Source organism: Spirochaetia bacterium (genome assembly GCA_022482625.1).
Taxonomy (GTDB): domain Bacteria; phylum Spirochaetota; class Spirochaetia; order Sphaerochaetales; family Sphaerochaetaceae; genus Pleomorphochaeta.
This window is the reverse complement of sequence record JAKVOU010000001.1, coordinates 1,723,062-1,745,358: the sequence shown is the minus strand read 5'-3', so window position 1 is coordinate 1,745,358 and position 22,297 is coordinate 1,723,062. Positions and strand designations below refer to the sequence as shown.

Annotated in this window: 19 protein-coding genes; 10 read left to right on the top strand and 9 right to left on the bottom strand. The window is 43.0% G+C overall.

Annotated elements, in window-relative coordinates; all coding sequences use genetic code 11:
- Window positions 1–290: 290 nt before the first annotated feature.
- The 5 genes from LKE40_07955 to LKE40_07935 all read left to right on the top strand — a co-directional run bounded on the left by LKE40_07955 (window position 291) and on the right by LKE40_07935 (window position 3,506).
- Complete coding sequence (locus LKE40_07955) at window positions 291–446, top strand: hypothetical protein (GenBank protein MCH3917381.1); 156 nt, start codon at window positions 291–293, stop codon at window positions 444–446.
- A gap of 214 nt (window positions 447–660) precedes the next feature.
- A complete protein-coding gene (locus tag LKE40_07950; protein ID MCH3917380.1) occupies window positions 661–831 on the top strand; it encodes a hypothetical protein in 171 nt (56 codons plus the stop codon).
- 58 nt (window positions 832–889) lie between these two features.
- Entirely contained in the window at window positions 890–1,492 is a 603-nt protein-coding gene (locus LKE40_07945) for a hypothetical protein (protein MCH3917379.1), read from the top strand.
- Between the two features lie 103 nt (window positions 1,493–1,595).
- Window positions 1,596–1,946 (top strand): hypothetical protein, encoded by a 351-nt coding sequence (locus tag LKE40_07940; protein MCH3917378.1) that lies wholly within the window; start codon window positions 1,596–1,598, stop codon window positions 1,944–1,946.
- A 186-nt stretch (window positions 1,947–2,132) separates the two neighbouring features.
- A complete protein-coding gene (locus LKE40_07935; protein ID MCH3917377.1) occupies window positions 2,133–3,506 on the top strand; it encodes an ISL3 family transposase in 1,374 nt (457 codons plus the stop codon).
- 321 nt (window positions 3,507–3,827) lie between these two features.
- Here LKE40_07935 and LKE40_07930 read toward each other — a convergent pair whose 3' ends face one another.
- Window positions 3,828–4,967: a transposase gene (locus LKE40_07930; GenBank protein ID MCH3917376.1), complete on the bottom strand. Its 1,140-nt coding sequence runs from the start codon at window positions 4,965–4,967 to the stop codon at window positions 3,828–3,830.
- A 93-nt stretch (window positions 4,968–5,060) separates the two neighbouring features.
- On the opposite strand from LKE40_07930, the gene LKE40_07925 reads away from it, so the two are divergent.
- From LKE40_07925 to LKE40_07915, 3 genes are read left to right on the top strand one after another with little or no spacing between them, the layout of a single operon-like run.
- Window positions 5,061–5,216: a hypothetical protein gene (locus LKE40_07925; GenBank protein MCH3917375.1), complete on the top strand. Its 156-nt coding sequence runs from the start codon at window positions 5,061–5,063 to the stop codon at window positions 5,214–5,216.
- 36 nt (window positions 5,217–5,252) lie between these two features.
- Window positions 5,253–7,037 (top strand): hypothetical protein, encoded by a 1,785-nt coding sequence (locus tag LKE40_07920; protein ID MCH3917374.1) that lies wholly within the window; start codon window positions 5,253–5,255, stop codon window positions 7,035–7,037.
- Window positions 7,034–7,894, top strand: coding sequence for a hypothetical protein (locus tag LKE40_07915; protein MCH3917373.1), 861 nt, complete (start codon window positions 7,034–7,036; stop codon window positions 7,892–7,894). Before LKE40_07920 ends, LKE40_07915 begins: the two co-directional genes overlap by 4 nt.
- 57 nt (window positions 7,895–7,951) lie before the next feature.
- Here the strand turns inward: LKE40_07915 and LKE40_07910 are convergent, their stop codons facing one another.
- From LKE40_07910 to LKE40_07895, 4 genes are read right to left on the bottom strand one after another with little or no spacing between them, the layout of a single operon-like run.
- A complete protein-coding gene (locus tag LKE40_07910; GenBank protein ID MCH3917372.1) occupies window positions 7,952–9,118 on the bottom strand; it encodes a DUF2220 family protein in 1,167 nt (388 codons plus the stop codon).
- Window positions 9,115–12,537 carry a hypothetical protein gene (locus LKE40_07905; protein MCH3917371.1) on the bottom strand — a complete coding sequence of 1,141 codons (3,423 nt, stop codon included), beginning with the start codon at window positions 12,535–12,537 and terminating at the stop codon, window positions 9,115–9,117. The genes LKE40_07910 and LKE40_07905 overlap by 4 nt, the downstream gene beginning before the upstream one ends.
- Window positions 12,534–13,157, bottom strand: coding sequence for a DUF4194 domain-containing protein (locus LKE40_07900; protein MCH3917370.1), 624 nt, complete (start codon window positions 13,155–13,157; stop codon window positions 12,534–12,536). The genes LKE40_07905 and LKE40_07900 overlap by 4 nt, the downstream gene beginning before the upstream one ends.
- Window positions 13,154–14,662, bottom strand: a complete 1,509-nt coding sequence (locus tag LKE40_07895) for a DUF3375 domain-containing protein (GenBank protein ID MCH3917369.1) — start codon at window positions 14,660–14,662, stop codon at window positions 13,154–13,156. The genes LKE40_07900 and LKE40_07895 overlap by 4 nt, the downstream gene beginning before the upstream one ends.
- 147 nt (window positions 14,663–14,809) lie before the next feature.
- Here LKE40_07895 and LKE40_07890 point away from each other — a divergent pair, with 147 nt between their 5' ends.
- Entirely contained in the window at window positions 14,810–15,187 is a 378-nt protein-coding gene (locus LKE40_07890) for a hypothetical protein (protein MCH3917368.1), read from the top strand.
- Between the two features lie 26 nt (window positions 15,188–15,213).
- Here LKE40_07890 and LKE40_07885 read toward each other — a convergent pair whose 3' ends face one another.
- Window positions 15,214–16,488 carry a DUF4143 domain-containing protein gene (locus tag LKE40_07885; GenBank protein MCH3917367.1) on the bottom strand — a complete coding sequence of 425 codons (1,275 nt, stop codon included), beginning with the start codon at window positions 16,486–16,488 and terminating at the stop codon, window positions 15,214–15,216.
- A gap of 307 nt (window positions 16,489–16,795) precedes the next feature.
- Here LKE40_07885 and LKE40_07880 point away from each other — a divergent pair, with 307 nt between their 5' ends.
- A complete protein-coding gene (locus LKE40_07880) occupies window positions 16,796–17,986 on the top strand; it encodes an ATP-binding protein (protein MCH3917366.1) in 1,191 nt (396 codons plus the stop codon).
- A gap of 464 nt (window positions 17,987–18,450) precedes the next feature.
- Here LKE40_07880 and LKE40_07875 read toward each other — a convergent pair whose 3' ends face one another.
- The 3 genes from LKE40_07875 to LKE40_07865 form a co-directional block, all read right to left on the bottom strand.
- Window positions 18,451–19,557, bottom strand: a complete 1,107-nt coding sequence (locus LKE40_07875; protein MCH3917365.1) for an FAD-dependent oxidoreductase — start codon at window positions 19,555–19,557, stop codon at window positions 18,451–18,453.
- A 101-nt stretch (window positions 19,558–19,658) separates the two neighbouring features.
- Window positions 19,659–21,887: a glycoside hydrolase family 3 C-terminal domain-containing protein gene (locus LKE40_07870; GenBank protein MCH3917364.1), complete on the bottom strand. Its 2,229-nt coding sequence runs from the start codon at window positions 21,885–21,887 to the stop codon at window positions 19,659–19,661.
- Window positions 21,888–22,069: 182 nt separating this feature from the next.
- On the bottom strand, window positions 22,070–22,225 hold the full coding sequence (locus LKE40_07865; GenBank protein MCH3917363.1) for a hypothetical protein: 156 nt from the start codon (window positions 22,223–22,225) through the stop codon (window positions 22,070–22,072).
- Window positions 22,226–22,297: the final 72 nt, after the last annotated feature.

The window sequence follows — 22,297 nt, the reverse complement described above, 5'->3', positions numbered from 1 at the left end:
AGGCTGTAGCCCCTGCGCCCGGTACGCCCTCCCGCAGGCCGGGAAAGCCGCTGAGGGACCAGGGCGGCCAGTGCCTGCCAGTAGCGCAGGAACTCCACCTCCTTCGGCGTGGGCTCAAGGAAGAAGCAGCCGCACAGGTCCTGCCGGTCGAAGAGGAGGGGTTGCAGTGAAAGGCGGTTCGGTGTACTATCCATGGTAAAGGCTCCTTTTTTTTATTTCTTTTACAATCAGAGTATATCAAAAGCGAGCCTTTTTTCATACCCTAAAAAGAATTGTTTTTCAAGAAAAAGATGACGGTACACCTGTCCTTTGCCGTACGGGGCGGGGCTGTCCTCCCGGCACCATGGCATGCCGGTGCAGCCTTTCCCTCAGTTCCTCCCTTTTCTTTCCCTTCCGGACACAGGCCGGGAATCCTGCTGAGGAAACTGCATATTTATGCACACTGACCAATCAGCTTCGAGTTTTGCAAAAACCTCAAAAAGTTAAATTATATCTTAATTTGTCCTGAGTTTTCAGTTACTTCGTATAATTAACTCAATCATGGCAAACGCATGGTGATAGTAATTCCTTTATTAGAAAAGGTATTCTCACTTCTGTATACTCTGCTTTCTCATTGACTTCCACTCGTATGACTTGAACGATAGTATATAGGAGGTCGGAATGGCAATGCCGCAACGTAACGATGGGAAGATACATCTTCATCCCAGGAAAAACGGGGCAAATCTCTATGCCTCGTCCAATGAAGCCTATGAGAAGGACGGCAGGCATCGCTTCAGAATCGTCGACCGGGGCACCATCGTAGATGACAATGTGTGTATGGTAGTCTCTTAATCAACGAATACTCATGTGGAAATCGACACTTTCATCGAGGTGAAAAAGGAGCATCTTGATGCGGAATCCCCTGAGGTTCTACTCTTTGCAAACCAAAATCCAAGCAAGGAGGAACGAGGAGTTGATCAAGATGCCCATAATAGAAAGTATACGGAAATTGAAAATGGATGGCTATACGCCGACGGAGATTGCACGGAGCCTGGACATCGACAGGGGAACCGTCTACAAGTACCAGGACACGAAGAACTACGAATGCCAGTCTGATGTGAGGTACTGGTATGAGGACACCCTGCATGGGGAGCCCCGGAAATCCTCCACGCTCAAGGCTGACATCTATTTCGACCCGGTGCGGAAGGCATTGAAGACGAGGGAGCTCGATGCCGCGATCAAGGAGCAGAGGTTCCTCCTTTCAGATCTGAAGGAACAGGGCACGGAGGTTCCCGTCCTGCAGGACCTGAAGGATGACTGCCCGCTTTATGACATCGTCCTTGACCAAGGCAGCCATGTGGATTCGTTCGCATTCAGTTTGAAGAGGGTCGAGTCAAGGAAGCGGACGATGGGCTACATCGTGCTGCTCCAGAACGACCTTGGCTACGATGCGGCCGAGGCCTGGGAGACCTACAGGCTCCGTGACGAACAGGAGAAGTACTTCTCCGTGTGAATGTCAAGAAGATTTTTCAGATATGGAAAAGTCCTTACTGTATTACTGAAAAAACTCCTTACTATGAACCGATAAAAACATCATACCGCGCACATTCTCCGACATGAAGGGGGCAATGCCCGATGACAGGAATCCTGCCTGGTCGGAGAAGGGAAAGGAAGGTCGGCTTCTGGTCCACTTCGTCGGCCTTTCCGTCTATTCCCATATCAAGCACGTCTGGAGAAAGCTGGAGCTGAAGGACCGGTTCGAGACCGTTGACGCCGTCATTGATGAGATGAAGGACATCCTGTGCATCGAGCACAACGGCAAGGCTCGGATCGTGACCCCGTTCATGGGACGGCAGCTGGAGATCTGCAAGTATCTCGATCTTGAGCTACCGAAGGGCTGCGGACTGGAAACCAAGCATATCGGTTCCAAAACCGGAAGGAAGAAAAGAAATGCAGCCCAGGACTAGGCTGTCGGATTAATTATACAAAGTCCCTGAAAATTTAGGAATTTGTGAGTTATTAGGGCTCAATCACTTTTCTTGTGTGATTTTAAATTAACATTTACTAAATAGTGTTTTCTAAAAGGTTGTAAAAAAAGGGCAACATCTTTATGTTGTAGTTACCACACATTAAACATAAGAGAGTTGCCCTAAATGAAATATATCAAATTACCATCAAGATTGGTAGGCTTTAACAATCAAACTACGGAAATCGTAAATACAGTATCAAATAAAGAGATGTATCTTCTTCATGGGACTCTAAAAAAAGATAAAAAGCCTTGTATTTGTCCTTATTGTCATAAGAAAATGCATGTTAATAATAAATATGAAGTCAATTTAAAGCATCTTTGTTTCGGAAGCAGATTAAGTACTATTAGATTTTCTAAGATTCGATATAGATGCCCTGAATGCAGCTATACACAGATGCAGGAAGTCCCTTTCCAAGCAAAAGGGCACAGGATTAGTTGTGAGCTCTGCCAATACACTAGAGATCTATTAGCTTATGGCTTTACCAATAAAGAAATAGCAGAACTTACTGGCCTTGGAAAGAATACTGTTAAAGATATTGATTTACAACGATTGAAAGAAAAATATACTATAGATGATAAAACTCTCATCAAACCAGAAAGGCAAGCAAGGTTCCTTGGAATCGATGAATTTAAGCTACATAATGGTCATAAATATGCGGTAGTAATTATTGATATGGAAACAGGTCATATCCTCTGGTTAGCGCATGGCAAGAAGAAAGCAACTGTATATGCATTTATAGACCATGTAGGTCTTGATTGGATGGATGGAGTTGAAGCTATAGCATGCGACATGAACAGTGACTTTGAAGAAGCTTTTGAGCATCGTTGCCCTCATATACAACCTATATTCGATTTCTTTCATATTAAAAAAAATTTGAATGATAAAGTTGTAGGAGAAGTTAGAAAGGATGAATTTCGAAGGTTAATTGCAGAGGGAGATAACAAGGCTGCAGCTTCTCTTAAGAAGAGCAGATATATTCTTACATCTTCTGTGCAAACTCTTCAAAAGAAAGACAAAGAAGCAGAAGATGGGAAAGTAATATCAAAAGGCAGCACGCTCTTTCATAAAGGAGAAGTTGTTAGAAAATCTGGTTATGTTGATAGATACGAAGAATTAATTAAACAAAACAAACTTCTCTTTACTCTAGATATAATTAAAGAAAAGCTCTCAGATGCATATAAGATGACAGATGAAGCTAAAATGGCAAACGAAATATCTGAGATTATGGATATTTGTAGCAATACCAAAAATAAACATTTTCTTTGGTTTTATCGGCTTCTAGATAATCACTTTGAAGGTATAATAGCTCATGCTACATATAATATATCTGCAGGTAAGATAGAAGGAATTAACAACAAAATTAAGACGGCCAGGCGCAAGGCTTTTGGCTATTCTGATGATGAATATTTCTTTCTAAAGCTCTTTGATGCAAGTAGGAAAAGTTATGTGAGAAATCAAGTGTCACATAAAATCCTTAAAAACCCACAAACTTTATGATTGAGCCGTTATTAGCTTAAATATTATTTAAAAATCGAATATAATAAACTCTATATGCATTATTTTGGCTAATTTATGATAATTCTGGGATGTAATTTTGAAAAAATTTAAATGTATTAGAGGTTTTTGCAAAACTCACGAATGCCTGAATAAATATTCACGGATGATGCATATCCATGCAGAAGCCATGCCTGACAGCTGCAGGGGATGGAAACCGGCCGCATCACGTAGCCTTCATGGCCTGCCGCAGGCCTGCGCGCACACGCAGGACGGACGCCCTCCCGGGTGCCTGCACTCTGCCATCATTTCCATTCCTTCCTGCTATGCGCTCTTCTTCCTTGCCGCCTGCTGCCGTGCTTCCAGCACCTTGCCCATCCGCTTGACGGTCAGCAGCAGCACCGCAAGCCGCAGGTCGAAACGTGCCCTCGGCCCCCGGCCGTACAGCGCCTTCGGCAGGAAACACTCCTTCAGCTCGCTGTTGGTACGCTCCACCGTGGTCCGTGCCCGGTACCTGGCGCGTCCCGCAGGGTCCATCTCCTCCTTGGCCCCGTTGCGGTCGGCCTTGAAGTCGATGAGCGGCACCCTGCCCATGGCAAGCACCCTGTCCCTGATCGCCCCGCTGCTGTAGCCACCGTCCATGAGGGCATACAGCCAGGTGCACCGCCCTGCGGCGATGCGCAGCAGGGGGATCGCCGGCTGCGTGTCATGCACGCACGCCCCCGTCACCGCACTGGCCACCGGGATGCCGCTGTCGTCCACTGCCAGGTGTACCTTGTAGCCCACGCGCCACTGCATGTGCCCCCTGCTGTTCCGCTTCCCCGTGACCGTGCACCGCTGTTCCAGCGTGGCCAGGTAGGCATGGGGGTCCCCGCTGTCGCGCAGCTGCACCAGGCGTGCCTCCTGCCCCTTCCTTTCCTGCACCGCCTTCTCCTCTGCGCTGCCGGCCTTCGGGCGGCCCCTCCGGCCCTTCTGCCGCTTCGCCCTCACCGCAGGCTTCTCCCGTGCATCCACGGGCGTGCTGTCAAGGCTCAGGTGGCACACCGTCCTGCCTGCATAGAACTGCCTGCACAGCCGGTCATGGATCCCCCGGAAGTCCATCTCCTCCAGCAGCCGTGACGTCCGCCTGCTCACCGACGACGGGCTGGGTACCCGCCCCAGCTGTGTCACCGTCCTCAGGTTCGGGCTCGACTGCAGCAGGGCAACCGCAGCCGTGACGGTGTCCAGGCGGAAGAAGAGCAGCACCGCACGCACCGCCAGTATGTCCATCAGGCTGTAGCCCCTGCGCCCGGTACGCCCTCCCGCAGGCCGTGAAAGCCGCGTGGGGACCAGGGCAACCAGTGCCTGCCAGTAGCGCAGGAACTCCACCTCCTTCGGGGTGGGCTCAAGGAAGAAGCAGCCGCACAGGTCCTGCCGGTCGAAGAGGAGGGGTTGCAGTGAAAGGCGGTTCGGTGTACTATCCATGGTAAAGGCTCCTTTTATTCTTTTTTACAATCAAAGTATATCAAAAGCGAGCCTTTTTTCATACCCTAAAAAGAATTGTTTTTCAAGAAAAAGATGACGGTACACCTGTCCTTTGCCGTACGGGGCGGGGCTGTCCTCCCGGCACCATGGCATGCCGGTGCAGCCTTCCCCTCAGTTTCTCCCCTTTCTTTCCCTTCCGGGCACAGGCCGGGAATCCTGCTGAGAAAACTGCATATTTATGCACACTGACCCATCAGTTTCGAGTTTTGCAAAAACCTCATTATAATGTTTATAGTTTTAGGTGCTATATCCTTAATGAAGGGATATACAAAAGATTCTTCTGATATTTCTTTAGCTTTATTAAATCAGTTGACTTTAACGGCAAATCAGGTATTAGAGGAACAGGACAATCGTCTTATGCTTGATGATATATATTCATCACTTTTAAATAATTATGATCCTTCCATAATAGATGAAACAACCCAATTTTATATTCATGAATTACTAGATGATATTGAAAATTTTCGAATTACAGATATTGAGCGACAAAGGCTTCAAATTTTATATGAACATGAAGAAACACAAGCCATAAAGCAAGCAATTCCTTCGCCTATAAGTATTATGGGTATGTCTTATATGATTCGTGATCCTTTAAGAGCTATTGTTGCTGTTGTTGGTACAGCATCCTCTTCTGTTTCTAGTTATGCCGCAGCTAAAGATTCTATAGATTTGGAATTTATGCAAAAGAATTGGAAACTAGATGATCAAGAAAGAGCAACAATCCATAATTTGAATGAAAGTATTTTTGATTACATAATCTATCAGACAAATGCGGGGAATTTGAATAAAACTGATTCTCTTAGTCAAGAATCTCTTTCCGAATTTGTGAAAAATACTAATGATAAAATAATTGTTCGACGATTACAATGGCTACTTGATAATCAGGCAGTTTATGCGAAATTACCTGATTATTGGTTAGCATTGTCTAAAACATATTATGAAAATGGCAAATATCAAGGTTGTCTGGATGCTTTGAAAAGCTATAAAAATCTTGTCAATAATGATCATATTTATAGGAAAGATATTAAGTTTGGGCAGGCTTTAACTCGTGGTGTTGTTGCTTTTGGATATGTGTGTAATGATCCTGTCAAATATCATGCAACCATATTGCAAATGTTACAGACGATTCTTGACAATACTAGTAATGATGATTGGTTACAACGGTATTTTTGTGCTGTGACTTATTTATCAATAGCTTCAGATGATTTTTCTGATAAGAACGCTTGTATAGATAAAGCATACGTATTAGTGCGGTCAAATATTATTGAACTATCTAAACAACAAGAAAATTCTTTGCAGACCTATGTTATGCCAGTTAAAAAAATTCCAGAGAAAAAATTAAAAGCAATGACAAAAGAGCGACGAGATGCAGTAGAAAAAGACTATAAGCAATTGATAAAATCAAGAGAACATGAACTTCCTCCATTAAGCCCTGCTTATTTGCAAAATATACAGTTTCTTTTACAAATACAAAGAGAAGAAAAATCTTCTCAAGATGAAATTTATAAAATTAACCAGATAATCAAACAGTCACTTATAGTTCCCCAATTACTTCATAGTCTGTTTAATGTGCTTCCTTCAAAATCTGGTATTAACCTTAAAACTAATCCTTTACGGAATTCTCTAGTTTTGACTTTACCTGCTACTTTCATTGCAAGTGATAGTAAAATTGAAATAAAGGGATTAGATGAAAAAGACAATCTTTATAGAGTTGTTCCCAAAAAAATTATGATTGAAAGAGAAAAAAATGACACAGATTTACAGAATTTCAGAGCAAAAATAATAATTCCAGTTGATGGCCTTAGAAAAAAGACAATTAAAAATATTTTACAGAATGTCAATAGATTGGGACGAAATACTATTACAACCATTTTTGGAGATAATAAAAATTATAAAGCAGAAAATTATGGTTACGGCTATACGGTTAGAATTACAACGGGTAATGAATTTTTAACGTTTTCCTTTATAAAAGAAAGAAATGGTAAATTTCTGTTGAGCAATATTTTATGATTCATTTTAATCATAAAAAAACTAGATTTTTATTTTTTTTATTAGTATTTTGCTTTCTTTTTAATCTTGGAGCTAAGTCACGAGATGAGCATGATAAAGATATATGTAGTATGCTAATCGGTGATAGGAATTATTATAGGATCGTAAAAAGTCGTGTTCGAGAGATTGAAATGATTTGTGACGCAGTTTATTTAACTACAGATTTTACTCTATCTTCTCGTTATGCTGGTACGCGAGCCCTAGTAACCTTACAGGATGGTGGAGTAGAGTTTTTACCTTCCTTAGAGGAACTGAGTAGTGGTGTAAAAGGGGGACCTTATCACGAAAAGTATACTCATATGGGATGGGACTATGACTATACTGATAAATACGATTTTTATGTTCAACCGCAATGGTTAAAAAGAAAAAAACTATTGACAGATACCTTAGTGAAAGTATTTGATTTTGATTTGTTATCAAAATCAAAGTATAAATTTGCCTGTAAAGAGGCTACAATTAATAAAACACAGGTTTCTTGGATTTCTAGTTTTATTCAATCATTTGGAAATAAAATTGATAGTATGGCTGCATTATTGTATTATGTGCATTTACTAGGCGATATTGAAAATAATTCTGAAAAGACTGCGCAAACGAGGAGCACTATGGAAGAGCTGCGACCTGATTTAACACATCATATTAAGATATTGTTTGGTTCAAAGATAAAAAAATATCCTAATCTTATTTATGCCTTAAATGATAAATCAGAAAATGCTCAGCAGCTACTTTCTGAAATGTCCAAATCTGTGCCATTTTTGTTAAGAGAAGAACTATTTTATAAAAAATTTTATACGACAAAGATTAGGCCTTTACTTTATTGATATAAGCAATAAAAACTGAGTATCTTTGTTTGAATAAACATAATATAATCTTTTTGGCTAAATAGCTGTTGTAAATACTTTTTCCTTTTCAAGCCTTGCCAGCACCCATTCCTTGCTTATCTTTTCCTGTTCCAACCGGTTCCTTTTCGGTTCAGCCTTAAGCAAGGCAAGGGTCTGGCGTTCTTCATCTGTCAGGCCGTCGACAGGTTCCTTGCATGTTTCTCCCTTGCTTCTATATCGGTTGAACTTGGATAGTGTCAGTCTATCCATGCAGAAAGACTGGGTATTGGGACATCTGCTTCTGCATAGTGAAAGTATGGCAAACCCATGTTCATCCAAATCACCGAAATAAAAGACCTTTGCGTTGCTGAAGAATGAAAAATCCTTTGGGATACGTCCGATTGCAAATCCTCCGAAATAAAGAGCCAGGCAGTTCTTCGGAATCGGAAAAGATCTGAAAGTCGTTTCGTTTTCAAGAATAAAAATAGCGTTGAACTGGTAGGTACAGGTTTCCAGTTCATCAAGGGTAAGGCTTGCGACCGTAGTTCTTAATATGGGAGCATCGTTGAGAACAAGGGTAAAAGGAGCGTAGGCTCTGGCAAGCAAAGTAAAATCTCTGTCCAGAAGTCCAAGCTTGGACAAATCTGAAGTACCTGTCCTGAGAGGGCCGAATATCTGAAGGAAAGAGACAAGTATTCCTGCATGCTGTTCAAGGAATTTCGTAGGCACCTTGACCGGAAGTTCTCGAGGGTAAAGGCCTGAATCCGGATGATCGTGGAGATAACATGCAAGGTCCAGGAACCTGTTTCGTTGGTCAGCTGTCCATTTGAATAGCATTTTTCTGTTTTCAAGCAACCATGCAACGGTCCGTTCATCTGGGAACATTTCCTTGAATGCTGCAATTGTTTCCTTGAATATTGCAGTTTCCTTGCTGCAGCCACAAAGGAACGACAGATCTTCAGGCGTATCAACTCGGATTTCTTTGATTCGTGTCTGGCCTTTGACCTTTTTTAGCTCAAGGGTATAGCCCTGACCAAGCTTGTCCTTACAATGTGTCCCAAGTTCCACATAAGCTGCTTCTGCCTCGTCAGCAGCACTTCCCGGTTGCTTGCTGCAACGTATTGTCCATGGAACGACTTCATCTACGTTTTCATTGATGATGGCAGCAAGGTAGCTGTCAAATTTATTCTTTGCCTTTCTTATGATTCCCTGGCTATCGATCATGTCTGTCCTTGCTTTGCATTTTCCAAGGTTTCTTTGGAAATATTGTGCAGATAGGAATGTTTGCCGTCATCACAGACAGCTACCTGTACATTTTCAATGAAAGGTTCTACAAGATTGACCTTGTCCATCGGTGTAACCACCATCAGCTGCAGGTCCATCTTTGCAAAGAGATTCATGGCATATCGGGAATTTTCATCGTCACTCTTGCTGAAAGCTTCATCTACGATGACAAACCGGAAGGATTTTGTTTCGTTGTCGAAATCAAAGACATCAAACTGATGGGCAATGGCGGCTGCCATGATGGTATAGGCAAGCTTTGCTTTCTGCCCGCCGCTGATACCTTCACTGTCTTGGTAGAACCGTATCTGCTTTCCTGTCTGTATGTCTGTTTCCTCAGCTGCGAAATCATGCCAGCGACGTACATCAAGGACTTTGTTTCTGAACAATGCATCATTCTTCAGGCGGTCAACAAGTGCCTGGACAGCTTCAAGGAACAAGGTATTTGCACGTTCTGCAGCGGAGGCATCCGTATTGGCTCCGATACCGACATCCGGAAGTGCCTTTGAGAGCAAGGATTTGAATTCCTTGATGTCCTTGTCCCGTGCAGTGGACATGACAAGCTGAATCCGTGTCGAAGGGTTTTTTGCATAGGTAATATCAGAAAGGCTGTCATTCAATTCGCTGATATTCCTTGCAATCTTCTTTTCCCAATTGTTGAGACAGATGTTAAGGTCCTGGATATCTTTCTTGACTTTGTCTGCCTGCATCCTGCCGAACTGTTCCTTATATTTGGGAAGGTCCTCCTTCTGCAGTCTGTCAAGCATGGCTTGGTAAGCAGGCAGTGCACCGATTTCTACGACGAGATCATTTACATCGCTTACCCATGTTGAAAAACGTTGTTCCTTGGGTTTCTTGAATTCTCCCATGAGACCGACAGTTTTACCACGGGCTTCCGACTGTTCTCGTGTGACGCTGTCAATCTGGCTGTTTATGTTCTTTTCAAGTGAATCATAGCAATCCTTGAGTGTTGGGAATTCCTGAAATTGTTGCGGAAGCATGTAAGCTGTAACAAGTTCTGCTATGGCATCCTGGAGAGAACCTGCCTTTTTTTCCTCAAGGATATGCCTGTTGTCTTCAGCTATCTGCCTATGTTGCAAGATACTGTCTTCCAGTCTACCGAGGCTTTTCAGCAGCTTGTCCCTTTCATTGCCCAGTTCCTGTTCCTTTTCCCTACGCTCTTCGATTTTCTTTCTTAAGGATTCCAGATCTTTCGTTTCTTCCAACAAGGCTTCTATCTGACTGTCAAGCGTAGCAATTTCAGTTTCGATTTCATTGCAGTCAATCTGTTTATAATCGACAAACTCAAGGATTCTGGAGAAAGCTTCTTGTCTGCTTTGCTGTGCGAGCAGGCGGTTCTGGAGCAATTCATACTGCCGGTTGATATCGGCAATCTGTCTGTTCAGTTCTTCAGAGGAGGCAACAAGCCGGGATTTCTTCTCTTCAATATCCCAACCGGTGATGTGTATGTCTTTTTCTTCTGACGTAATGCCTTTGCCATAGGTCTGTCCTTGGTGAACCAAGCCGTCTGCCGTGAATTTGTCATTGCCTTCATAGAGGAAGACAGGATCTTCTGCCAAGACAAGATGGAGTTTTGATTTCAATAGTTTCTGGAGGTCCTTGCGGAACGGACAGTCTGCCTTTGTTTCCAACAGTTGGTTCAAGGTTATGGCTTCTTTGTCTTCAATTTCTTCCTTGCTTATCCTGATAGCTGAAGGACCTTTGGAATCCTGACGTACCGTACAGACTTCGACTGCTTCTTCCAGATTATGCTTTTCCAACCATCCGATTATCTTAGGCAGGTTTTCCTTCGATATCAGAAGTATGTGGGCAAGAGGAGCAATGATGGATTCAATTGCCGTGCGATTGTAAGGACAACTGGCTGCTACTTGGACCAATTCTCCAAGATAAGGCAATTGATTAAGCTCCAGACCTGTGTCTGCTGCCAGTTGCTCTCTCAGTTGCAGGTATTCAAGGCTCATGTTGCTTTTTCTCATTTGCAAAGCCTGCAGTCTCTGTTCAATCTTACCAAGTACTTCCTGCAGCTTGGCTCGTTGTACTATGAAGTCCTGCTTTTCAATTTCGCTTTCTGCAATCTGTGTCGAAAGTTTTTCTTTTTGCGCACAGGCCTCTTTTTTATTCGCTTGGAAGCTGTCGAAGTCCTGTGGAATCTGAAGTGATGTCTTTTTGGCCCAATCTTCATAGCTATGCCTGTTGGGACGTATTGAGTCTTCAAGTCTGCGGTTCTTTTCGTATCTGGTAGCCTTCAGGTTGTTTATTTGTGTTTCCCGCTCATCAGAAGCTAGCGTGGCCTGGATAGATTCTATTTCTTTCTTGATTCTCTCCTGGCTTTCTTCAATTGTTATTTGTTTTGCAATATCCCTACGTTGCTGTTCTTCTTCTTTTTGCAGTTTTTGCTGGCAAAGTTCGACTTTTGCTTTTGCCTGCCATACCAAAGCCACTGTATCGCGACGGAACTGCAGCGCTTTGTAGTGTTCGTCTGCCTTCAGATAGATTTTTCCGAATCGGTTTATTTCTTTTAGTTGCTTGATTTGGTATTCTTCTTTGTCAATGGTATCTTTCAGACCTATGAGGTTCTGATAGTTTTCCAAGATACTGTTGAAATTGGAGCCGATATCCTCTTCATCGAGCATCTTTGTCCGTATGAAGTCATTGAGATCCATCAAATCTTTCATGCCGACGGTCTGTCCAAGGATTCTCAAAGCTTTTTCTGATGAACGGAAGCCAAAGCGTCGGGAAAAGTCATTGCAGTAAGCCTTGAATGTATCATAGACAAAGATGTTGAGTTCCCTGAAGGTATTTCTGAAATTATCGATCCAGTTTGTGCCTGGTTTATACCCGGCATCTTTTTTCTTGATCATTTCAATTGTCATGCTACCTTCGATAAGGAAATATTTGCGTTGCAATATCCCTTGTGTCGAGAAATACCTTATCTGCATCAGTGTCAGCGGTGTCGTCGCTGTCGTATTTGTAAAACAGGCAAGGAGAATACTGTGGCAACTTTGGTCTCGTAAGCACCTATGGGTAGCTGCATAGGCATCTTCATCCTTGCTGGTTGAATATGCACCCAGTACATAGCTTTCTTCATTCCTGCCTGTTTTACCTTCTATGCCGGAAGAAAGGTTGTATGTCCTGAATTGAGAAGGTACCAGAAGTGTCAGCAATGCATCGACCAGAGTCGTCTTGCCTGAACCATTGGAGCCTGTGAGCAGTGCATTTTTGCCTCCGACTTCCATTGTGACAATATGACGGTCAAAGGTACCCCAATTGAACATCTGTGCATAGGAAAGCCGATAACCTGAATGTTTTTGTCCGAAGTCCAGTCCCAAGTCGTTGCTCATGCTTCTTCCTCCTTGCGTTTTTCAAGCCTGAGTTTGAAATCATTCATGAACTGTGCACTTACTTTTGCTCTGATCAATGGACGGAGCAAGTATTCCCGGTCCTGTCCCAGTGGCAGGGTTCCTTCCGTTGGTCGCTTGATTTGTTTGATAAGGTCCATGCTTTCCAAAATATTGAGATTTGATGCAATGATGTTCTTGTAACGGATACGGTCCATTGTCTGATCGTAATAAGGTTCTACCAGTTCTGCTATTTGGCTTTCCTTGAGTATGGCACCGAAATCATGCTTTTCTCCTGCATCCATCTTGTCAAGTTCTTCTCTTAGGATGACAAGGATAAGAGATGCTTCATAGGAAAGAGGATGGCGGATCATCAACCGTTGCAATGATCCCTTTACGTTTCCTTCTTCATCTTCAAGTTGGGCCAGATATGCGTAATCATCAGTGGTATCGAGGACAAGCGTCAAGCCGATTACATGCAGGTAGGCATCGATTTGGTTTTTCCATGTTACAATTTTTGAAAAGACATCAGGGGTGTCATCTTGGAATATCGGTCCCTTTATCAGACGGACGCATAGGTCTCCCCAGCTTTTGCTGTCACTTAAAATGTCATTTTCATTCATGTCAAAATCTCCACTTTCGGTATATGCAGCCGTATATGCTGCCCTTCTTCATTTTCATAACAGATACTGTCCTGTTCATCATCATGCACCTGACACCAAGGAACTTTGAAAAGAATGGCAAGATAGGTGATCAACTCTGCAAATCCATAGCGTAGAGGATGACGTGTAAGGATATCTTGAATTGTAAGGCCACGACCTTCTCTTGTGGCTTTTTTCCTTTCCTCTTCTAGGATATTCAGCAATTCTTCCTCATCGATATGTATATCAGCAACCAGTTCTGCAAGGTCAATCTTCGGTGGATCTACGATAAGATATTCATCCGTTGCTTCACTCTTGAGCGGAGGAAGAATCGGGGGCCGTGCCATGTTCCCGTTCAGATATACCTTGTCATCCATGGAAAGGAAGGGTTCAGAGGACTTGGGAAGCTGGACTTTCGGATCTACGGCCAAGGTCTTGATTTGCCTGATCAAGCTCGCGATCAGCTGGTAATCAGGAGTATTCTTGCGTGTGATGACTTTCTTCAGTCTTTCAGAAAGGAGATGATTTTCTTCAAGGATTGATTTTCCTGCTTGGTAAAGGGATTCTTCCAAGTGAGAAAAGAAATCCATGTTTATTTTCTGTTCAGGCATTCTTTCCCGGATCAAAGTAGCTTTCGATGCGAGGGAATCGCCGCTGCTCATGGCACTGAGGTAGTTCCAGAATCCTGTGAAACTCTGTCCTTGCGGGGAATTTTCCAAGGCTTCGGTTGAGTCGATGATATAGCCTAGGAGTGTCCCTCTGTCTTCTGTAGGTTTCAGTTGCCTGTGGCATAGTTCGGAAAAAATCAAATGGTTGTTGTCTTTCAGTTGCCTGAAATCAGCAAGCAGTCCTTGTGACAGGCGTTCAAGGTCATGCAGTCTTTCTGCGACCTGAAGCTGGGTATAGGTGGTGGCTTGCCCTGTCTCTTCGATTTCCTTGATCTGACGGTCTATCTGTTGCTTTTTCCTTTCGAGTTCGTCAATCCTTGCCTTCGGATTGACAATTGTGTTCTCATCAAGTTGCTGGAACATGGTAAGGATCTGTGCAAAGCGTGATTCGGTACCTACGAAAAGTTTCTTGGAATCCTGGACTTCATCCAGATAGCGCAACAGTCTTTCTGTACCGGCCGAAAGCTCGACCATTTCATGTTGCATATCATCATAGTACCGGAATATGAAGTTGTTTTCAGGACTTGACCATGATTTGATCATAGCAAGGGCTTTTGCCTGATTGTCCCAATCCAAGGTGCCTTCTTCTGGTTGTTCTCCATCATCGATGTATTGCCTGCTTTCCTTGTTTGCCGTGATATAGGAAGCCAAGAGCTGGACCAGATGAGTCTGTTCGATTGCACTGCTGGTTCCTTCATTATATTCCTTGAAGGTTCCTGAAAGGAAAGAGATGATGAACGCTGCATTTCGCTTTGACAGTAATGTCAGACCACCATCAGAACGAATCAGGTTTTCAACTGTATCGATGTCTGAAAACAAATCCTTGCTCCATAGTATAGATGTCCTGAGTATATCATGATTTTCCTGCTACATGCTATACGTGTGTGCTTTTAAGATGAAGAGATAAGTGATGATATATAGCTTTGACAATGTCGGGAGTAAGATCCTGAAGTAATATTTTGAATTATGGTAGAGAAAGCTATCCTTGACTTGAATAAAAGGAATGAAGCGCCGATTATTTACATAAAATACTATGATCATATAACACAGGGGCATTATGACAAGCATACATTGTATTCTCATAACCTTTATCAGATTTTTACTTATGTGAAAAATTGCCATTACGTATCTGACAAGAATGTTTCAGGCCTGCTTCTCTATGCTAAGACAGATGAAGAAATCCAACCGGATAGTGTGTTTCAGATACATGGCAACAGGTTCAGTGTCAAGACACTGGATCTGACTTTGCCTTTTTCACAGATTGCAGGACAGCTTGATAAGATTGCAGAAGCTTACTTCGGAGAACAATCGATACATAGGTTATGGAAATCTTCTGGCAGTTGAAGTAAGGACCAAACGAAAATACTCAATCATACTCCGAGGCAACCGATTGGTACTACATAGACGCCATCTGGCCGTCTGTATGCGATTTCAGACGTTGCTGTAAGAATCATCAGGAATGATGGATTTTTCATTTTTTCCGTATCGATGATATTTGCCAGTTTCTTCAATGATGTAGCACCTTGGTCAATCAGTTTTTCTCCGCCTATCTTGATTTCTATCAGGCCGTATGAACCATTTCGCAGATGTACTACGGCATCACATTCAAGTCCGGTCTTGTCCCTGTAATGATATACAGCACCATCCAGTGCTTCTGCATAAATCCGTAGGTCCCTGATAGCCATTGTTTCAAACATAAGGCCACAGGTCTCCATGTCTGAAACCAAATCTCCAGGTCCGAATCCAAGTGAAGCTGCGGCAATGGATGGGTCCACGAAATAGCGGGTGTCAGATGTTCGTATTGCTGTCTTTGAACGTAGATTTGGATTCCATGAGGGAGCATCTTCAATTACGAATATTTTCTTCAGGGCTCCGATGTATGAGTGGACGGTATCCGGACTTATGGATTCTACATCATTTATTTTGATGTCTTTGCAAATGGTTGCATTGCCGACTTGTTGCCCTTGGTGTCTTGCAAAAGATCTCATCAAACGTTTAGTCCGCTGTGGATCCCTTCTGATATTATCCGCTCGGGAAATATCACTGTTTACAACAGCATCGAAATAATCTCTTGCTTGATTCAAAGCAAGTTTTCCGTCCAGATATGTTGAAAGTGGCCATCCGCCTCGACAGATCAAAAAACAGATATCGTTCAGGTTGAGTTTGTTTTCGGCATAAATAGTCTCAGGTGATTCAAATAATGAACCAAGGCCAATGGAAGCGTTTGATTCACCGGATTCCATAAGACTCATCGGTCGCATTCTAAGCCAGGAAAACCTGCCGGTTCCTGTATGGTGAATTTCTTCCGTTGAAGGAGGAACTGCAGAACCTGTAAGAATGAACTGGGAAAATTCCCTGCGATGATCGACCTCAAAGCGGATTACATCCCAAAGTTTCGGAGCAATCTGCCATTCATCAATAAGCCTTGGAGTTTTTCCTTCAAGAAGTAATTGGGGATTTGCATCTGCTAGGACACGGTTTGTAGCTCCTCGTTGGGGGTCATCCATATACAGGATACTTTTTGCTTGCTGTTCTGCAGTTGTTGTCTTGCCACACCATTTGGGACCTTCTATCAAAACTGCACCTTTCCCTGCTAATTTTTCGGCAAGTAGTGCATCGGCAATACGTTTTTTGTATTCTTGCATATCAGGGGCCTCTCCAATTCAAATTATTCAAGACAGAGTATAGCACATCAAGCCAAAGTTAGGAACAGTATTCCTAACTTTGGCTTGATGTTGTTCCTAGGTTTGGCTTTTTTGATTTTGGCTACAAAGATGGCGTTGTAGATTTTTTTAATATACTATGATTTGATGCTGTTTGTATAGATAAAAATGAATGTTATGATTTATAAACTATGTATAGAATATATTTTTATAAAATTTAGTTTATAAATTTGACAAATAGATAGGGCTGTGCTATTTTGAGTTTATGAAATCATAAGGAGCTGTACGGATGATAGAAAGGGAAGAATATCTTCAGGATTTGATAAGCTTCAAGGATAAGAAATTGATAAAAGTCGTGACAGGAATCCGTCGTTGTGGTAAATCAACCATGCTTGAACTGTACCAAGCTTATCTGAAAACCATCGGTATAGCGGATGAACAGATTTTGGCAGTCAATCTGGAAGATGGTGACTATCGTGACATCCGTACGGCAGAAACTCTGTATCGTTATGTAGAAGTCAGGCTGCAGAAGGAGAGAATGAACTATGTATTTCTAGATGAAGTACAGCAAGTGAAAGACTTTCAGGAAGCAGTAGACTGGCTTTATGTAAAGAAAAACGTAGACTTATATATCACAGGATCCAATGCTTTTCTGTTGTCTGGGGAACTTGCAACCTTACTTTCCGGAAGGTATGTAGAAATCAAGATGCTTCCGCTTTCCCTCAAAGAATATGTTTCGGCGTTTACTGATACCAATACAGGGATGTTGTATATGAACTACTTACAGAACAGTTCTTTTCCTGGAACTCTTGAACTTATAAGAAAGCAAGATATAAGGACCTATCTGGAAGGAGTTTACAATACGATTTTGATCAAGGATGTCATTACTAGAAAAAATATATCCAATTCGTCCATGTTACAGAATATAGTGGAATTTATGTTCGACAGCATCGGTAACCTCTGTTCTTCCTCTAAGATTGCCAATGCAATGGCATCGAAGGGGAGAAAGATTAGCGTACCAACTGTCGAGAGCTACCTTTCCGCTCTGTGTGACAGTTTCATTCTCTATAAAGTGGGACGCTATGATGTAAAAGGAAAGCAGTACCTTGCGACAGGAGCCAAATACTATGTGGTAGACATTGGACTTCGCTATTTCATACTAGGACAAAAACAGGTGGATATGGGACATATATTGGAGAATATTGTTTACCTTGAACTTTTACGACGTGGTTATGAAATTCATATAGGAAAAGTTGGAAATGCTGAAGTGGATTTCATTGCTATTGGTTCAGAGGGAACCTCATACTATCAAGTTGCACAGACGGTAATGGCTGAGTCGACTTTGAAGCGGGAACTTGCTCCGCTTGATGCAATAAGGGACCATAATCCCAAATATCTTCTCACCATGGACTATACGCCGATGATGTCATATAACGGCATAAAACAGCTCAATGTCTTGGAATGGTTGCTGAAAGGGTAGGATTCATATGTTTATCTGATTGCAGGATAAATAAAAAACATTTACGGACTATACTGTTTGCAATATCTGCTTGAAATCTGTGGAGAAGTAAGAAATGTCTGCAGAGGGAAGGGGCTCAATGGAATTAAGATAGGGTAAGCACAGTTCTGGTAGCGGTGTTAACAGGTTGACTGATTGCCTTTTAACATAGCCGAGAAATCATTCAGCTTGCACATCTGAAGATAAAGATTGCAGATTCTTTCCGTTCCGATGGCGGAGGTGTTCACTTTTTCTTCATTTTCTCGGTGATTGATACCGCAAGGAAGAACAACCCAAGAGCTTTTGCTCTACTGTTCCAAGTGTTTGCAGGTATCTTTGACGTATTTGTTCTGGGTAAAAGTACCTGAGTAGTTACGAATAAAAACCATAAGGACCGTTACAAAAGTCATAGGATGATAGTATAATAGTCCTCTGTCTTGTTCTTATCAGTAGATGGCAGCCGGATCAAACGGTTTCCCGAAGAGCTTGCTTGCCTTTGCAAGGGAGGTCAGTTTTCCTGCAAGGACTATACCGGAAACAATACCATTCTGACAGTAGTATACTTCGGTTTCTCCATCTTTGCGTATAGTTGTTTCTTGACCATCAAGATGCCCGAATGAGGCAATCTTCAGACCATCGACTTCAAAGCGGGCTGGCAATGTGGGAATCTGGTAGGTTGCTTCTTTGCCCATGATACAGGAAGCTGCAACCTTGGCCATTGCAAGAGCTACAGGCATAAGACCAGGGCAGCTGCCATTGAACTGAGCACAGTCTCCGATTGCAAAAATATCGGGATCACTTGTTGCACAATGTGCATCGACTTCGATTGCCCTTTCGGTCTTGAGACCACATTCTTTTGCCAAGCTGGTCGAAGGAATGACACCTATGGAGAGCAGAAGCGTAGAGGCTTCTATTTCTTTGCCACCAGAGAGCACTACGGATTTGAGTTTTTCCTTGCCTGTTACGGAAGCAATGCCCTGTCCGCAATACACTTCAATACCGATTTTTTCCAATTCCTTTTTTATCAGTGCTGCAACCTCATCATTTACCTGGCGAGCCAATATATGGTTTGCATTTTCGATGACAAATACCTTGTCGACTTTTTTCTTCAGGGCAATGGCTGCTTCCAGCCCGAGTAATCCTCCGCCGAGAACCACTGCCGGTTCCTTCAGTCTGTCAAGCAGCAGGCAGGCATCCTCATAGGTACGTAACGTAAGGATACCATCAAGTCCGGAATCAACAAACAACCGTCTGGGCTTGCTTCCTGTTGCTAAAATCAATTTATCATAAGATTCCGGCTTTCCCTCTGCTGGAATAACCATCTTATGTGTCCTATCAATATGCAATATAGCTTTATGTTGTATATACGGAGGCTCGCTTTTTTGTGGTAAAGCCGATAATGTCTGTATTGATTCAAGGCATTGTGGCAACTTTATCCTGCTGTAGAAACCCACCTTTTCATCAGAATAAAGCGTAACATCCATTCCTGCCTTTGCCAGGATTGCAGCTGCGGCATTGCCCGCTGGCCCGTTCCCGATTACTATTGTCTTCATATAAACCTCCGATGGAGGATATGATAGACCAATGGTTGCCGATTGTAAATAAAGTTAAAACAGACAATCGGCTACCATCAGTCCTTGATGTATGATTTTGCTCAATGTAATTTTTGTATCAGTTCGTCAATTTCTTCCATTGAAACGGGAAGAAAAGAGACTATGCTGTGCAATGGCATATCCACCCATGTGGCTTTTTCCTGGGGGTCTGTCGGATCTTTTCCATGTCGTCTGAGCAAGTCATCGAGAAGCCCTGAATTTGATGCATAGTTCCATACATCAGCGCAGGTTGTCGTATCAGCCACCTTGAATGGAATAGCTGTTGTTGCCTTGATATGGATTTTCTTCTGTAATGCTATGTCTTTGCTGGAGGTTCCGATGCAGATGGTATAGGTACCTTCCGGGACATACCAGTCATGAAGTCTTTCTTCCCAGTAGGCAAAGGCTCTTTTCCCCAAGGTGAAGGCAACGGTCTTTTCTTCCTGAGGCTTGAGCTCTACCTTTGCAAAATCCCTCAATTCCTTCAAAGGACGAAGCTCTTCACCGTCTTTTGGATTTGCTACATAAAGTTGTACGACTTCCTTTCCAAGGCGGTTTCCTGTATTTTTTATCTTTACCTGTACAGTAAGGCTATCTTTGTCTGTAATTTCCTCATTTGAAAGGACAAGGTCAGAAAGGGTAAATGTCGTATATGAGAGTCCGAAGCCAAATGGGAAATTGACAGCTATACCTTTTTTTTCGTAGTAACGGTAACCGACGAATATATCTTCACCATACAATGCTGTCCGTCCGTTGCCCGGATAGGTAAGATAGCATGGAGTATCTTCCAGTCGGACAGGAAAGGTTTCGCTGAGTCTGCCGGATGGATTTGCCTTGCCTGTCAGCAGGTTGACGGTTGCAGTTCCTACCTGTTGCCCTCCGAGGTACATTTCCAAGATTGAACTTACTTTGTCCAACCATGGTATGGTTACGGGACTTCCATTATGTAGGACTACTGCAATATTTGGCTGCACTGCGGCAATACGTGCAATCAACTGGTTTTGACAAGCAGGGAGTTCCATGTCTTTTCGGTCAAAGCCTTCACTTTCAAAACTTTCAGGAAGTCCTGCAAATATGATGGCTATGTCAGCATCTTTTGCGGCATTGATTGCTTCTTCAAAGAGTTTTTCGTCTTCTTTATCTTCATCATATGGAAATCCCTTTGCATAGGTATAAGGAATATCCATTGCATCAAAAGCTTCCAGGGCTCCTACGACCTTCGTACTATGTATGTGGCTGCTTCCTCCTCCCTGATATCGTGGTTTTTTGGCAAACTCACCGATGACAGCCAGTTTCATTCCTTTTTTCAAAGGTAACAGATTGTTCTTGTTCTTCAGAAGGACTGCGCATTCCTCTTCAAGCTTTCCTGACAGTTCTGAGTGCGCATTCTTGTCATATGGGCTGGTTTCTTTTGGCATTCCTTCCAAGCATTTTTGGATATAGGCAAGCATCCTTACTACAGTTTGGTCTACAAATGCCTCATCGAGTTTTCCTTCTCGTACTGCCTTGACTATCTGCTTGTCAGTTTCTCCATGGCTGGACGGCATTTCAAGATCCAGACCGGCCTTCAAGGCTATGGTCCTTCTGTTCATTGCTCCCCAATCAGTCATGACGATACCGGTGTAGCCCCATTCTTTACGCAGGACTTGAGTGAGAAGCCATGTATTTTCACTTGAATATGTACCGTTGATCCTGTTGTAACTGCACATGATGGTCCATGGCGATGCTTCTTTTACGACTTTTTCAAAATTTGCCAGATATATTTCACGGAGGGCTCTCCCGCTGATGTGCTCATCGACACGCATGCGGCAAAGCTCCTGGTTGTTTGCAGCAAAATGCTTGAGGCTTACTCCGGTGCCTTTTGCCTGCATGGCCTTGACGTATGAAGCAGCCATCTTGCCTGCGGCAAGGGGATCTTCAGAAAGGTATTCAAAATTCCTACCACACAATGGGCTTCGTTTGATATTGACGGCCGGTCCCAGGACCGTATGTACACCTTCGCTTTGGGCTTCTGCTGCAAGGTTTTCTCCGAGACAGGCCATGACTTTCGGATCAAAACTTGATGCAAGGGCACAGCCGGTAGGGAAGCAGATTGCCTCGATGCTTTCGTTTATGCCGAGCTGATCGACCCTTTCCTTTTGAGTCCTCAATCCATGAGGGCCATCACTCATCATTATCTGTGGTATGCCAAGTCTTTCGACTGCCTTGGTATGCCAGAAATCTTCACCGCTGCATAGGCTGGCTTTTTCTTCCAATGTCATCTGTCTGACTAGTTCCTCCGGTTGTTTCATTGATTCCTCCGATTGGATTCATTGTACATCATCTTCTTGCTGAAAACCTACGATTTTTTCTTTTTCTTGTTTGTTTTTTGATGTAATTGTATAAATATTCCGTTTTTTCATATGGTGCTGATTTTGATATTTGAGTTAATTATTTTGTCAAAGAGGTTTTTGCAAAACTCGAAACTGATGGGTCAGTGTGCATAAATATGCAGTTTTCTCAGCAGGATTCCCGGCCTGTGCCCGGAAGGGAAAGAAAGGGGAGAAACTGAGGGGAAGGCTGCACCGGCATGCCATGGTGCCGGGAGGACAGCCCCGCCCCGTACGGCAAAGGACAGGTGTACCGTCATCTTTTTCTTGAAAAACAATTCTTTTTAGGGTATGAAAAAAGGCTCGCTTTTGATATACTTTGATTGTAAAAA